Genomic DNA, 13,300 nt, shown 5'->3' with positions numbered 1-13,300 from the left:
TTTGTTCTGGTTATTTTTTACGTTTATTTTTTTTATTGTAGTTTTTGTCGCCTCTGGTTTTAGGCTTTTTGTATTTTTTAGCGATTTCCCTGCGATAAGAACCACCCAGATTTTCTTTTTTATTTTTGTCTTTCTTTTCATGAAAAGCAGGGCCGGGCACATCTTCAGTACTACGTTTAATCGGGTTGTTCCGCTCTTTTATTTTTACACGTTCTTCTTCCAGTAATTCTGTTGAAATTTCAACATCTTCCGGAAACTCGTTTAGAGGAATTTCCATTTGCATTAATTTCTCAATGCGTTCCAGGGCGTCCTGCTCCTTTTCAGTAGAAAACAAAATAGTATGTCCTTTGCGTTCTGCACGACCTGTTCGTCCGATACGGTGAATATAATTTTCAGGGAAATCTGGAGTGTCGAAATTTATAACATGAGACACGTTATCTATATCCAATCCACGAGCCATAACATCGGTGGCAACCAGAATACGATTAAAGCCATTTCTAAATTGTTCGATACTACGAAGTCGGTAATTTTGCGTTTTATTAGAGTGGATTACGCAGCTTTCTTCACTAAACGTTTCGTCCAGAGCTTCAAAAAGACGATCGGCCATTTTCTTTAAACCAACAAAAATAATCACTTTGTTAAAGGTGTCTTTGTCTTGAAGTAAAGTATTTAGAAGGTTGACTTTGGTATGGAAGTTAGGAACATCGTAGCGCTCCTGTAAGATATTTTCCAGCGGTGTACCGGAAACAGCTATCGAAACACGCTCTGGAGAAATGAAAAAGTCGGTTATAAGTTCGTCTACATCCTGAGTCATCGTAGCGGAAAACATAATATTCTGGCGACGTTCCGGCAAAATGTCGAAGATGTTTATAAGCTGATGTCTGAATCCTAAATCGAGCATGACATCAACTTCATCGATTACCAGTTTTTGTATGGATTTCAACTGTAAAACTCTGCTTACGGCTAAATCGTACAAGCGCCCCGGGGTTGCTACTAAAATGTCGAGTCCCTGAGCGACTTGCTGTTTTTGTGTATTAATATTTGTACCCCCGTATACACCCAAAACGCGAGTGTTTATGTACTTTGAAAGTTTTTCGATTTCGTCTACAACCTGTACAACAAGTTCCCGTGTAGGTACCAGAATAAGTACTCGAGGATTGTCCTGCTTTGAAAATTTTAAATTTTTAAGAATAGGCAGCATATAAGCAAAGGTTTTACCAGTACCAGTCTGTGCTATTCCTACAACATCTTTTCCCGAACTAACCACATTAAAAGCTTCCGCTTGAATTGGCGTTGGTGTAGTGAAGTTTAAATCTTCTAGGGCGTTGTATAGCGGAGTGTTTAAATTAAGATCTTGAAAAGTCACGTTTTGTAATTTAATTTGCAAAGTTAAAGTTATTATTCCTTTTAAACTAAATGCTTAGGGTCTATTTCAATACTGTACACGGCATTAAAAGATTCTCCGGCTTTTAAAGTCTGAATACCTTCTTTTTTAGTAAAATCCTGATCGTGATCTTCGCTGTCTGCTATTCCTATCCAGGGTTCTATACATACATAATCGGCATGTGGTTTTGCCCAGATGCCAAGAAACGGAAATCCGGGAAAATCGACGGTTAAAATAGTACCAGATGTGTTGCTTTTTAAACTTACTTTTCGCGATTTTAAATCTTTAAATACCAGTGCGTCTTTGTTAAATAAGTCGTAATGTAAATCAATCTTATTTCGGTTTATAATTGAAAAGGATTCAGACTTAATCAATCCATTATCCATATTTATTAAATAGGATTCCGACGTTTCGTTATGTTCGAATTCCAAATAATAATCGGAGTAAGATTCGCCTTCAACTAGGGGGCATTTAAAAGCAGGGTGACCACCTACCGAAAAATACATGGTTTTATCATCTAAATTTTTTACCGTATGGTTTATGCTTATGCGATTATCTTTTAAGGTAAAACTTATTATAAATTCAAATTTATAGGGATAAATCTCCAAAAGTTCCTGATTGTATTTCAGACTAAATACCAGCTCGTTTTCTGATTTTGATACCAATTTAACATCCGAATTACGACGTGTAAAACCGTGTTTCGGGATGTTATAAGGTTTACCTTCAATAATAACCTGGTCGTTTTTTAAAGAACCAATTACAGGAAACAGGTTGGGTGCATAGCTGCCCCATACATTGGGATTGGCATCCCACATAAATTGTAAACTGTTTTTAACGCTGCTAATTTCGCATAATTCTGCGCCGGTTTCATTAACCACAATCTTTAGAAGATTATTTTGAATACTGTACATGAAAAAAGATTTAAACTATACTACAAAAGTCTTACTTTTTTAAAGAAACTAGCTAACTTTGCAGCGAAAATTCACAGCATTGCGGGTTACAACAACAAAACGTATAGACAATCTTGAACAGTTTAAACATCAGCTATTAGCCTGGAGTTTGCAGTTTGAAGAGGTTGTCTGGATGGATTCCAATCAACATCAATCGTCCTATTCCAGTTTCGATGCCATACTGGCGGTAGATGCCTTTACCAGTATACAGACCGATTATTTTGAAGCTTTTGAAAAATTAAAGGATTATCAGCAAACCACTGCCGATTGGATATTTGGGTACTTAACTTACGATGTGAAAAACGGACTGGAACAGCTTAAATCTGAAAATTTCGATGGGCTTGAGTTTCCCGATTTATTTTTCTTTCAGCCCAAAAGGTTGTTTTTATTTAAGGGAAATCAGGTGGAAATTCAATATTTAAATATGGTTGATGACGAAATGGAAACCGATTTTGAATCTATTTGTAATTCAGAACCGGAATACCAAACTGCTTCTAATCCTATAAAAATAAAGTTGCGGATTCATAAAGATGAATATTTTCAAAAAGTAAATGCTATGTTGGGGCATATACATCGTGGCGATATTTATGAGGCTAATTTTTGTCAGGAATTCTATGCAGAAGAGGCAGACATAAATCCACTGGAGACCTATAAAAAGTTAAATAATGTATCTAAACCACCTTTTGCAACATTTTTAAAGCAGGGCGATAAGTATGTATTATCGGCTTCGCCAGAACGCTACATAAAAAAAACAGGGCAGGATATAATATCTCAGCCTATAAAAGGGACAGCAAAACGGGCCGAAAACCCTGAGGAAGACAACAGGTTGAAACATAATCTGGAGCACAATATGAAAGAGCGAAGCGAAAATATAATGATTGTGGATCTGGTAAGAAACGATTTGTCTAAAACCGCAATCAGGGGAAGTGTCAAAGTAGATGAATTATGTAAAGTATATACCTTTCCTCAGGTACATCAAATGATTTCAACTGTAAGTTCTCAAATTTTAAAAGAAACGAACCCCATAGATGTTTTGAAAACTACTTTCCCTATGGGGAGTATGACCGGTGCACCAAAACTATCAGCAATGAAAATCATTGAAGATCTGGAAGAAACCAAGCGCGGATTGTATTCTGGTACCGTAGGGTATTTTACTCCTGATGCTGACTTCGATTTTAATGTTGTTATAAGAAGTATTTTATACAATGCATCTAAGCAATACGTTTCTTATTCTGTAGGTGGAGCTATAACGGCAAAAAGCGACCCTTTGGGAGAATATGAGGAATGTCTGATTAAAGCCAAAGCCATGCGCGATGTTTTAGAGGCTTAAATAATGTGTTTTCTGAAACGCTTTTTTACGTTAACCAAAATGTTCTCTATGCGGCTTACCTCAATCTTTTTAATTCGGGAAATATCTTCGAAAGGCAAATTCGCAAAAACATATAAATCGACAACATTCGAAATTCGTATTGGTAACCAGCCATAGAACTTGCTTACAATTTGTCTGTTTTTAGATGGTTTGTCAGTTTTTAGTTCCAGAGCATTCATGATTTTTGCATTATTTTCATCAAAAACAAACACATCGCTTTCCTGTTTATTTTGTTTGTATGATATGTCGTCAAGTTCATCCAACATTACGAAATCCATGTCGCCGTCTATAGTGTAAGGCTCTTCGAGTCGATCCAGTTCTTCCTGTAATAGACTATTTGTGCTAATGGTATTTTGATGATGGCCTTCTTTTATAAACAGCTCTTCAAGATAAATGTCTACAATTCTAAATAATTTTATTTTTAAATCATGAGTGGGCATGTCTATATCGTAGCCCTTTTCGTAAAGTCGGATTATGCAATCGTCTATAACGCCATTGGAATGGTATAAATTTTTAGGCAAAATACCTACAGATTCTCCTATGTGCAGACGGTGTTTAACATAGGGTTGCAGACTTGGAATAATATGGAGTAGTTTTTTATTGAAGGCAGATTGAAGGTCTTTTTCTGAGTGTGTTTTTGAGGTTTCCATATGCGAAAAATTTAGAAGTCTACTGTCTTAAAGATACTAAATTTAATCGTGTAAAAATGTTAATTAATTAGATTTAATAGCCTGTAAGGGCGCTTAAAACACATATAAATAAATTATATTTGAAGCATGTTAGACCGCTTAGATAAACATATAAAAGAGGAACTTTCGTTTCTTGATGGAAAGAAATTATTAGTTGCCATTTCTGGGGGAATTGATAGCGTTGTACTGATGCACGCCTGCCATGAATTAGGACTAAATATTGCTCTGGCCCATTGCAATTTTAATTTAAGAGGAGAAGAAAGTGATACTGATGAAGCTTTTTTAATTGATCTGGCCGATGAATTAAATCTCGAGATCTTTATAGAGCGTTTCGATACCGAAGTCTATGCAGAAACATCAAAACAATCCATTCAGATGGCTGCCAGAGCCTTAAGATATCAGTGGTTCGATGAGTTGGTTACGCTGTTGAAATTCGATTATGTCCTTGTTGCACACCATGCAGACGATAATCTGGAAACCTTTTTAATTAACTTAATTCGCGGGACAGGACTTGATGGGCTAACAGGTATTCCTCAGGTTAATAATTATATTGTTAGACCGTTGTTGCCGTTTTCAAGAGCTGAAATTCAAAATTATGCTAAGGCAAACAATCTACAATGGCGAGAGGATAGCAGTAATAGCTCAACCAAGTATTTAAGAAATAAATTACGACATGATGTAATTCCGGAATTAAAGCAAATTAATGCCGGGCTGCTCAAAAACTTTAGTACAACGCAACAGCATTTAAATCATTCAAAAACCTTGGTGGATGATTATATGGCTCATATTTCTAAAGCGGTTATTTCAAAAAAGGAAGATACTGTGGTAGTAAATATTCCTAAGTTATTGAATTACCCAAATACCAAGGCTTGTTTATACGAATTATTAAAACAGTATAATTTCACAGCCTGGGAGGATATTTATAATTTATTACAGGCTCAATCGGGGAAACAGGTGTTCTCGGAAACGCATCAGATTTTAAAAGACCGAGATGTTTTAATTGTTAAGTCAAATACCTTAAACCCTGAAAATTCAGAAACAGATTTCATCATTCCTGTTGAATCTAAGGTTTTTAATGCGCCATTTGGAATAGTTTCTTTTAAAACTGTTGAGTCTCTTGAAGATACAGATTCTGATAAAATATTTGTAGATCAGGATAAACTGAAATTTCCACTCGCATTAAGAATATGGGAGCAAGGCGATGTGTTTTATCCATTTGGAATGCGTGGTAAAAAGAAGTTGAGTAAATATTTAAAAGACGAGAAAGTTTCGGTTTATGATAAAGAAGATGTTTGGGTATTAACCTCCGATAATGATATTGTTTGGGTTATTGGTCGACGATCTGATAACCGATTTAAAGTAACTACAGAAACAAAATCTATACTAGAAATTTCTATAGAATAATTGATTTTTAAGTGTGTTTTTTCATTAAGGAAAACTTGAAATTTAATTTTAAGTGCTTTTATTTTAGTTAGTTAGTTGGTTTTTCTTACTTTTAAGTAAACTAACCACCATGTTAAAGAAAGTTTTTGGTAGTTCTGTATTTGGAGTAGACGCCACAACCATAACTGTTGAGGTTAATGTAGACTCAGGAATAGGCTATCATTTAGTAGGACTTCCAGACAATGCTATTAAGGAGAGTAATTTTAGAATTGCTGCTGCTCTGCAAAATAATGGTTATAAAATTCCTGGTAAGAAAATAATAATTAATATGTCTCCGGCCGATTTACGTAAGGAGGGTTCTGCTTACGATCTCACTTTGGCCATTGGTATACTTGCTGCAACCAAACAAATACCAGCAGAGGGTCTCGAGGATTATGTAATTATGGGAGAGCTGTCATTAGATGGCACTTTACAACCTATTAAAGGCGCTTTGCCAATAGCCTTAAAAGCTCGAGAGGAAGGATTTAAAGGTTTTATTCTACCCGAAGAGAATGCCCGGGAAGCGGCTATAGTAAATAATCTTAAAGTTTATGGCGTGACTTCTATACAGCAGGTTATTGATTTTTTTAAATCGGGAACACCTCTGGAAGAAACAGTTATCAATACCCGGGAGGAATTTTATAAACATCTGGATTTTCCAGAATTCGATTTTGCCGATGTAAAAGGGCAAGAAAGTATTAAACGCTGTATGGAGATTGCCGCCGCAGGAGGGCATAATATTATTTTAATTGGGCCGCCAGGTTCAGGAAAAACAATGTTGGCTAAACGACTACCGTCCATATTACCACCTATGACCTTACATGAAGCTTTGGAAACAACAAAAATACATTCGGTAGTTGGTCGTGTAAAATCGAATACGGGTTTAATGTCTCAACGCCCGTTTAGAAGTCCACATCATACCATTTCCAATGTTGCTTTGGTAGGAGGAGGCAGTTACCCGCAGCCCGGGGAAATATCCTTATCGCATAACGGGGTTTTGTTTTTAGATGAATTACCCGAGTTTAAACGCGATGTGCTTGAAGTGATGCGACAACCTCTGGAAGATCGTGAAGTAACTATTTCAAGAGCTAAATTCACGGTAACTTATCCCAGTAGTTTTATGCTGGTTGCCAGTATGAATCCGAGTCCGAGTGGTTATTTTAACGATCCCGATGCTCCTGTAACATCTTCTCCGGCAGAAATGCAACGCTATTTAGGGAAAATTTCGGGGCCTTTATTAGATCGAATAGATATTCATATTGAAGTTACTCCAGTGCCTTTCGAGAAATTATCAGAGGAACGCACAGGTGAAGCTTCTGTAGAAATCAGAAAGCGGGTATCTCATGCGAGATCTATCCAAACCGACCGGTTTAAAGATTATGATAATCTCCATTATAATGCCCAAATGGGGAGTAAGCATATCAGAACGTTTTGCAAATTAGACGCAGGGTCTTTACAATTATTAAAGACTGCAATGGAACGTTTAAATTTATCGGCCAGAGCCTACGATCGTATTTTAAAAGTGGCCAGAACCATAGCCGATCTGGAAAATGAAAGCGATATACAAGGACACCATATAAGCGAAGCGATTCAGTACAGAAGTCTGGACCGTGAGGGCTGGTTAGGATAAAATATTAAAACAAAGTAAAACCAATAAAAACCAATACAAATGAAAAAACTAGCATTAATTTTATTAGGGGTGTTAATAGGTGTGATTGCTTCGCATTTATTTAAGCCAGAAACTACAAATGAGGTTGTAACCCCTGTCGTTCCAGAAAAAAATATGGAAGAACAAGACAATCTTTTTACCATGGAAGTTCCCGAAAAATGGCCAATAGATACTATAAGCGTAAAAGATGCTGAAAAATTTTGCAATCTTTATAAAAATCCAGGAAAACTAGGAGATTTAGAAGGGAAACCTAATAACAGATCTGTATGGTTTTCAACAGACACTTTATTGGAGTACATTGTTTATGCGCAAGAACAATCTAAAAAAGCAGATAATAATATGGGGCCTATGACGGGATTACGTATTTATTTTGCGGCCTATCCGGAAAACTACAAGGATAAGGAAAAAGCGGGATATAATACAGTTTTTCTGGCGCCAACCTATCATGCTTCAGAGTCTAAAAGCAGTGTAATATCAACGAATGCAATTTTAAAAGAAGCAGATATTTTAGGAACACCTCCTTTAAACGAAGGATCTATAGGCAACCCTCCAGGAGCAGTGTATCCCAATAATTAGGATATTTATTAATACATGATAGATTTTTTACTTTCTAATTATAGTTTAATTACTAAATCGGTAGAGTTATTTGCTTTTTTGGCAGGTTTTGTTATGTTAAAAAAATTTAAACACACCCCTGTAGTATTTTTTATTTTCTTCTTACTCTATACTATAGTTGTTGAAAATGTTGGGAGTTACATGGGCAGTGTTTTTCTTGAAGGCGGGATTCTTGAAAATTACACCTATCTAAAAAAATATCCTTTCCATAAGAATTATTGGTGGTTTGGCATTTTCTGGACTATAGGTAGTGTACTCTTCTGGTCGTATTTTTATCAGAAAATAATAACGAATACTTTATATACTAAAGTTTTGAATGTTAGTACATATATATTTATACTTTGTGTAAGTGTTTATACTTTATTTCATATTAACGCATTTTTTAATACGGTTTTAATTTTTAATAAATTACTGGGGTCTATAATTATTTTAATGGCTATTGTGTTTTATTTTCTGGATGTACTGCAAAGTGATAATATTTTAACTTTTTATAAGTCTATTTACTTTTACATAAGTATGGCCTTGTTCCTTTGGTGGATTATAACCAACCCTCCTTATTTTTATGAACAAATATCAGTAGTTAATAATACTGAATTAAGAAAGATATTGTCGTTAATACGTTTGTTCTCCAATATTTTTATGTACTCTACTTTTGGTATAGCCTTGTTGTTGTGTAAGTCCGAAAAACCTTTGTATCAATGATGTTTAGTATAATACAAGATACAGAAATGGAAACCTATTTGGTTACCGATGCTCAGAGGTATTTAATTATTTATATGATTAGTATTTTGGTAGTGGTAACAGGGCTTGTTATTTTGTTTTTTCTTGTCTTTCAAAAGCGAAAGAATAAACTTTTGTTAGATCGTGTTAAACAGAAACAGTTGTTTGAAGAAGAGCTGGCCCAAACGCAAATAGAGATTCAGGAGCAGACCTTAAAAAATATAGGGCAGGATTTGCACGATAATGTGGGGCAATTACTATCGGTTGCCAATATGCAATTAAGTATGTTGTCTAAACAGGTGTCGTCGGATTTGGAAGAAACTTTTATTGAAACTAAGGGCATAGTAAAAGAAAGCCTGCGTGAGGTCAGAGCCTTGTCCAAGTCATTAAACAGCGATGTTATTGTGCATCGCGGGTTTCAGGAATCTGTGAGTAATGAAGTAGCGCGTCTTAATAAACTTGGGATTATTGAAGCTGAATTGACGGTTGAAGGTGATGCTGAACTATTTCAAAAAACAAAAGACAGTATTATACTTTTCAGAATTGTGCAGGAGTTTTTTTCGAATACAATAAAGTATTCCGAAGCGTCTCATTTAAATGTCTCCATTCAGTATTTTCCAGAATATATGGAAGTAAAGGTTAATGACGACGGGATAGGATTTGATAAAAATGAAATAGAACAGGGGGCAGGTTTAATTAATATGGAAAGCAGAGCAGCGCTTATTAACTCCGAATTAAAACTGTATTCAAAGCCAAAAGAAGGTGTGCATTTGGAGATAAAATATCCGTATCGGGATAAAGAACTGTTATAAACAAGCGTTCCAAAGGGCATCTTCAGGTAACGGCGCAGTAATGTTTAATTCGTCTTTAGAAACCGGGTGTATAAATGTAATATGTCTGGCATGTAAATGTATGCTTGCATCCTTGTTACTGCGATCGGCGCCGTATTTTAAATCACCTTTAATGATGCAGCCAATATTGGAGAGCTGACTTCTGATTTGATGATGTCTTCCGGTTTCCAGGTTAATTTCTAAAAGAAAATATCGTTCCAACGATTTTAATAATTCATAATGCAGTATGGCCTTTTTGCTATCGGGCACTTCTTTACTGTAGGCAGTAGATTTGTTGTTTTTAGGATTTTTTTTCAGCCAGTTTACTAAAGTGTCCTTTACTTTTGGAGGTTTAGTATTCACCAAAGCCCAATAGGTTTTCTGTACGTCTTTTTTAGCAAACATTGTGTTTAAGCGCGATAAGGCTTTCGATGTTTTAGCAAAAATAACCAGACCGGTTGTTGGCCGATCTAATCGGTGTACCACCCCTAAATAGACATTTCCGGGTTTATTATATTTTTCTTTAATATATTCTTTAACGACTTCACTTAAGGGCTGGTCTCCGGTTTTATCTCCCTGAACTATATCTCCGGCCCTTTTATTGATTACAATAAGGTGATTGTCTTCAAAAAGTATCTGTAAGTTCGACTTGGTCGACAAAACTTTAGACATGATGAATTATTAAAGAAATTAAATTTAAGAACAAAGTGCGGTTTTAATACTGTTCAGAATCGTTAGGGAAATCCCGGGTTTTTACATCGTCTACATATTGAGATATAGCAGAAGTCATATCTTCAAATAAATTCATATAGCGACGTAAAAATCGAGGGTGAAATTCGTGAGTCATACCCAGCATGTCATGAACAACTACCACCTGACCATCTACACCGTTTCCTGCTCCAATACCTATAACCGGAATGTTCACACTTTCGGCTACTTCTTTTGCTAATTTGGCAGGAATTTTTTCCAGTACGATTGCAAAACAACCAGCCTTTTCCAACATTAAAGCGTCTTCCTTAAGTTTTTTAGCTTCTTCTTCCTCTTTTGCTCTTACTGTATAAGTTCCGAATTTGTAGATAGACTGAGGTGTTAGACCTAAATGTCCCATAACAGGAATACCAGCATTTAGAATACGTTTAATCGATTCTTTTATTTCTTTACCACCTTCAAGTTTAACAGCATGCCCACCACTTTCTTTCATAATTCTGATAGCCGAACGCAGGGCCTCTTTGGGATCACTTTGGTAGGTTCCAAAAGGTAAATCTACAACAACTAAAGCACGATCTATACCGCGAACTACAGAAGATGCATGATATATCATTTGGTCTAAAGTTATAGGTAACGTCGTTTCGTGGCCTGCCATAACATTACTGGCAGAATCTCCTACTAAAATAACATCCACTCCAGCACCATCAACAATTTTAGCCATGGTGTAGTCGTACGCTGTAAGCATCGAAATTTTTTCCCCTTTAGTTTTCATGTCGATAAGGGTCTTTACCGTAATTCTTTTGTAATCGTTTTTAGCTACAGACATACCTATTATGTTTTTAATTGTAGAGTAATATTTTCTTATCACAAAAGTAACAAGATTAGTTGTATTGTTAAACTTTTGTGAGATTTAGATGTAAATGATTAAGTATTATTATTTTAGACGAAAAACTAACCTTATGATACGAATTTTACTTTTGTTAGCATTATTGATAACAAATTCAGTTAAAGCTCAGGCTTTAGATGAAAAAGCTGCAGTAAAAGCAGCAGTAGATACTTTTTTTGACGGATTTCACAAAGGAGATACCACAACTATGCGAACGGTTTTAAACTCTGAAGTGAAATTATTTACAGTATTTAAAAACAAAGCCAGCGAAGACGAACTGGTTACAGGTACCGTTGAGGATATGCTAAAAGGCATTGCTCAAAAACCTGCCGGCCAGAAATGGGATGAGCGTTTACTGGATTACGACATCAAAATCGATGGAAGTATGGCAAATGTCTGGACACCGTACGAGTTTTATTATAATGATGCCTTTTTACACTGCGGTGTGAATTCTTTTCAGTTATTTAAGGAAAATGACAAATGGAAAATTGTTTTTATAATGGATACCAGACGTCTTACAGGCTGCGATAACCACCAGTAAATTAACAATCGGATAAATGGACACCAATAGCCAGACCCCCTTCTGAGGTTTCTTTGTATTTGGAATTCATGTCTTTGGCAGTTTCCCACATGGTAGAAACCACTTTGTCTAAAGGTACTTTTACATTATTAGGATCGGTTTCCAAAGCTAACTCCGCAGCATTTATGGCCTTAATGGCTCCCATAGAATTGCGTTCTATACACGGAATTTGGACTAAACCTCCAATTGGGTCGCATGTTAATCCCAGATGATGTTCCATCGCGATTTCCGCTGCTACAACAACCTGTTCTGGTGTGCCTCCTAAAAGTTCGCATAAGGCGCCTGCCGCCATAGCAGATGATACGCCTATTTCTGCCTGACAGCCTCCCATAGCAGCCGAAATTGTTGCTCCTTTTTTAAAGATACTGCCAATTTCTCCTGCTACCAGTAGAAAACGTTTTATATGTTCAAAATCGGCATCATGATTTTCGATTACCAAATAATACATTAAAACAGCAGGAATAACGCCGGCACTTCCATTTGTAGGGGCAGTTACTACGCGCCCTAAAGATGCATTTACTTCATTTACAGCTAATGCAAAACAGCTTACCCACTTTAAAATCTGACGAAACTTTACTTCGGTTTTACGAATAATCTGCATCCATTCCTCTGCATTACTGTAAGGTAAATCGCCTTTTAATTTTTGATGCATGTCAAAAGCACGGCGGCGTACATTTAAGCCGCCAGGCAAATTGCCTTCGGTATGGCATCCTGTATACATGCATTCGAGCATCGTGGTCCATATGCGGTTTAATTCAAAATCAATCGTTTCAACGTCTCTTAATGACTTTTCATTTTCAAGAACCAGTTCTGAAATTGAAAGGTCTAATTGCTTGCATTTTTCAAGTAATTGCGTTCCGTTTTCAACAGGGTAAGGCAGCGTGCAATAAAATATTTTTTTATTGGCTTTAGCAGATTTACGTTCTTCTTTTACCACAAAGCCTCCGCCAATAGAATAAAATGTAGACTTGCTCTTTCGTCCGTTTATAGTAGCAGAGAACGTTAGTCCGTTAGAATGAAATGGCAGGAATTTTTTATTGAAAACAATATCTGTTTCCGGGGTAAAAGCAATAGGTGTTTCATTGTTAAAATGAAGCGTTTTACTGGTTTTAATATCGCTAATAATTTCGTTAATGGATTCGGTAGGAACGCGTTCAGGATCAGCGCCGCTAAGGCCAAGCATAATAGCCAGATCAGTGGCATGTCCTTTCCCTGTTAGTGATAGTGAACCGTAAAGATCTACTGTTATTTTTTCGACTTTACTAAATTTTCCGGAAGCTTTTAATTCTGAAATCCAGCGTTCGGCAGCACGCCACGGACCTAAAGTGTGAGAACTGGATGGGCCAACGCCTATCTTTAACATGTCAAAAACTGAAATACACTCCATTTACGAAAACGATTTAAACGGGGGCTAATATACAAGAACTTTCTTGGGGATTTCAGTTAAAGAGAACGAAATTGAATGTTTTTTTATGGCA

At 36.2% G+C, this 13,300-nt stretch carries 13 protein-coding genes; 7 read left to right on the top strand and 6 right to left on the bottom strand.

What is annotated here, in order from left to right; all coding sequences use genetic code 11:
- Positions 1–10 precede the first annotated feature (10 nt).
- Positions 11–1,366, bottom strand: coding sequence for a DEAD/DEAH box helicase (locus I3217_RS05540; protein WP_435048753.1), 1,356 nt, complete (start codon positions 1,364–1,366; stop codon positions 11–13).
- Between the two features lie 41 nt (positions 1,367–1,407).
- Positions 1,408–2,295, bottom strand: a complete 888-nt coding sequence (locus I3217_RS05535) for an aldose 1-epimerase family protein (RefSeq protein WP_435048752.1) — start codon at positions 2,293–2,295, stop codon at positions 1,408–1,410.
- A gap of 79 nt (positions 2,296–2,374) precedes the next feature.
- On the opposite strand from I3217_RS05535, the gene pabB reads away from it, so the two are divergent.
- Complete coding sequence (gene pabB, locus I3217_RS05530) at positions 2,375–3,664, top strand: aminodeoxychorismate synthase component I (protein ID WP_435048803.1); 1,290 nt, start codon at positions 2,375–2,377, stop codon at positions 3,662–3,664.
- On the opposite strand, the gene I3217_RS05525 is transcribed toward pabB, so the two are convergent.
- Positions 3,661–4,353: a hypothetical protein gene (locus tag I3217_RS05525; protein ID WP_435048751.1), complete on the bottom strand. Its 693-nt coding sequence runs from the start codon at positions 4,351–4,353 to the stop codon at positions 3,661–3,663. The genes pabB and I3217_RS05525 overlap by 4 nt on opposite strands.
- 126 nt (positions 4,354–4,479) lie before the next feature.
- Between I3217_RS05525 and tilS the strand changes: the two genes are divergently transcribed.
- From tilS to I3217_RS05500, 5 genes are all read left to right on the top strand, one after another.
- Positions 4,480–5,796, top strand: coding sequence for a tRNA lysidine(34) synthetase TilS (gene tilS, locus I3217_RS05520; protein WP_435048750.1), 1,317 nt, complete (start codon positions 4,480–4,482; stop codon positions 5,794–5,796).
- A gap of 109 nt (positions 5,797–5,905) precedes the next feature.
- Entirely contained in the window at positions 5,906–7,444 is a 1,539-nt protein-coding gene (locus tag I3217_RS05515; RefSeq protein WP_435048749.1) for a YifB family Mg chelatase-like AAA ATPase, read from the top strand.
- 39 nt (positions 7,445–7,483) lie between these two features.
- Complete coding sequence (locus I3217_RS05510; RefSeq protein WP_435048748.1) at positions 7,484–8,059, top strand: hypothetical protein; 576 nt, start codon at positions 7,484–7,486, stop codon at positions 8,057–8,059.
- A 15-nt stretch (positions 8,060–8,074) separates the two neighbouring features.
- Positions 8,075–8,800, top strand: coding sequence for a hypothetical protein (locus I3217_RS05505; RefSeq protein ID WP_435048747.1), 726 nt, complete (start codon positions 8,075–8,077; stop codon positions 8,798–8,800).
- Positions 8,797–9,630, top strand: coding sequence for a sensor histidine kinase (locus tag I3217_RS05500; protein WP_435048746.1), 834 nt, complete (start codon positions 8,797–8,799; stop codon positions 9,628–9,630). The genes I3217_RS05505 and I3217_RS05500 overlap by 4 nt, the downstream gene beginning before the upstream one ends.
- On the opposite strand, the gene I3217_RS05495 is transcribed toward I3217_RS05500, so the two are convergent.
- Both I3217_RS05495 and panB read right to left on the bottom strand, forming a co-directional pair.
- Positions 9,625–10,320 carry an RluA family pseudouridine synthase gene (locus I3217_RS05495; RefSeq protein ID WP_435048745.1) on the bottom strand — a complete coding sequence of 232 codons (696 nt, stop codon included), beginning with the start codon at positions 10,318–10,320 and terminating at the stop codon, positions 9,625–9,627. The genes I3217_RS05500 and I3217_RS05495 overlap by 6 nt on opposite strands.
- Positions 10,321–10,363: 43 nt before the next feature.
- Positions 10,364–11,182 (bottom strand): 3-methyl-2-oxobutanoate hydroxymethyltransferase, encoded by an 819-nt coding sequence (panB, locus tag I3217_RS05490; RefSeq protein WP_435048744.1) that lies wholly within the window; start codon positions 11,180–11,182, stop codon positions 10,364–10,366.
- A gap of 133 nt (positions 11,183–11,315) precedes the next feature.
- Here panB and I3217_RS05485 point away from each other — a divergent pair, with 133 nt between their 5' ends.
- On the top strand, positions 11,316–11,783 hold the full coding sequence (locus tag I3217_RS05485; protein WP_435048743.1) for a nuclear transport factor 2 family protein: 468 nt from the start codon (positions 11,316–11,318) through the stop codon (positions 11,781–11,783).
- A 1-nt stretch (position 11,784) separates the two neighbouring features.
- On the opposite strand, the gene I3217_RS05480 is transcribed toward I3217_RS05485, so the two are convergent.
- Positions 11,785–13,209: an L-serine ammonia-lyase gene (locus I3217_RS05480; RefSeq protein WP_435048742.1), complete on the bottom strand. Its 1,425-nt coding sequence runs from the start codon at positions 13,207–13,209 to the stop codon at positions 11,785–11,787.
- Positions 13,210–13,300 lie beyond the last annotated feature (91 nt).

It is taken from the genome of Formosa sp. S-31 (assembly GCF_051172795.1).
In the GTDB taxonomy this organism is placed as follows: domain Bacteria; phylum Bacteroidota; class Bacteroidia; order Flavobacteriales; family Flavobacteriaceae; genus Formosa.
The sequence above is the reverse complement of the archived record's forward strand: the minus strand, read 5'-3'. Positions and strand labels throughout refer to the sequence as shown.

Excerpts from the sequence above, each read along its gene's own strand:
- I3217_RS05480 (WP_435048742.1), bottom strand. The coding sequence starts at position 13,209 with ATGGAGTGTATTTCAGTTTTTGACATGTTAAAGATAGGCGTTGGCCCA.
- panB (WP_435048744.1), bottom strand. The coding sequence starts at position 11,182 with ATGTCTGTAGCTAAAAACGATTACAAAAGAATTACGGTAAAGACCCTT.
- I3217_RS05485 (WP_435048743.1), top strand. The coding sequence starts at position 11,316 with ATGATACGAATTTTACTTTTGTTAGCATTATTGATAACAAATTCAGTT.
- I3217_RS05535 (WP_435048752.1), bottom strand. The coding sequence starts at position 2,295 with ATGTACAGTATTCAAAATAATCTTCTAAAGATTGTGGTTAATGAAACC.
- I3217_RS05510 (WP_435048748.1), top strand. The coding sequence starts at position 7,484 with ATGAAAAAACTAGCATTAATTTTATTAGGGGTGTTAATAGGTGTGATT.
- I3217_RS05495 (WP_435048745.1), bottom strand. The coding sequence starts at position 10,320 with ATGTCTAAAGTTTTGTCGACCAAGTCGAACTTACAGATACTTTTTGAA.
- I3217_RS05515 (WP_435048749.1), top strand. The coding sequence starts at position 5,906 with ATGTTAAAGAAAGTTTTTGGTAGTTCTGTATTTGGAGTAGACGCCACA.
- tilS (WP_435048750.1), top strand. The coding sequence starts at position 4,480 with ATGTTAGACCGCTTAGATAAACATATAAAAGAGGAACTTTCGTTTCTT.
- I3217_RS05500 (WP_435048746.1), top strand. The coding sequence starts at position 8,797 with ATGATGTTTAGTATAATACAAGATACAGAAATGGAAACCTATTTGGTT.
- I3217_RS05525 (WP_435048751.1), bottom strand. The coding sequence starts at position 4,353 with ATGGAAACCTCAAAAACACACTCAGAAAAAGACCTTCAATCTGCCTTC.
- I3217_RS05505 (WP_435048747.1), top strand. The coding sequence starts at position 8,075 with ATGATAGATTTTTTACTTTCTAATTATAGTTTAATTACTAAATCGGTA.